The organism is Acidisphaera rubrifaciens HS-AP3 (assembly GCF_000964365.1).
In the GTDB taxonomy this organism is placed as follows: domain Bacteria; phylum Pseudomonadota; class Alphaproteobacteria; order Acetobacterales; family Acetobacteraceae; genus Acidisphaera; species Acidisphaera rubrifaciens.
On the sequence record NZ_BANB01000981.1, the window covers coordinates 1 to 705 of the forward strand.

Annotated in this window: 1 protein-coding gene; it reads right to left on the minus strand. The window is 76.5% G+C overall.

Annotation, left to right across the window (positions count from 1 at the left end; genetic code table 11):
• Nucleotides 1-705 (minus strand): AsmA family protein (locus B8460_RS22500; protein WP_048863296.1); only part of this gene is annotated, 705 nt, incomplete at both ends.

Genomic DNA, 705 nt, shown 5'->3' on the forward strand with positions numbered 1-705 from the left:
GCCGATGGCGGCGGCTTGGCCGGGTCGGCAAAGGCGCGGGCGATGTCTCCGGCATTGATCCGCGCCGCCGTGATGCGCCCGGCCAGCGACGGGCGCGGCCAGCCTAGGGTCAGCGTGCCACCGGCATCCGTGCCCGGCCCGGTCAGCCGCAGGGCGCTCAGCGTGAGCCCGTGTGCGAGGCCGTGCGGCCCGTCGGTCGCCTCCGCCTGTATCCGGATGCCGCGCAGGCTGGGGACCGTCCGATGCAGCAGGGGCGCGAGCACGCCCAGATCGGCGACCCGCGCATCGATCGCAGCCCGCAGCCCGGCGCCCCGGCGCGGATCGTCGATGCCGCCCTGCACCGACAGCGTCATGCCGGCCGCCATGGCCTCGGCATGGATCGGAAATGGCCCGGCCGGCGCGCCGGGTAGCAGCGCCGCCGGCGCCCCGGTCGTTGCCTTGAGCGTGAACGGCGCACCGTCTACCCGGCCGGCGATGTCGGCCGTCAGTGGCCGGTCCTCGGCCGCGTTCGCCAAGGCGGCGTGGTCCAGCGTCAGCCCGGGCAGATAGGCCGAGAGGTCGCCCGCCGCCGTCCGCAGGGCGAGGCTGCGCAGCACGGGGACGGCCTGTCCGGCCCCCGTCACATGCGCCGCGAGATCGATGTCGTGCACCGGCGGCAGCGACGGGCCGCCCGCGAACGGGGCGAGGGCCGCGAGATCGGGGATC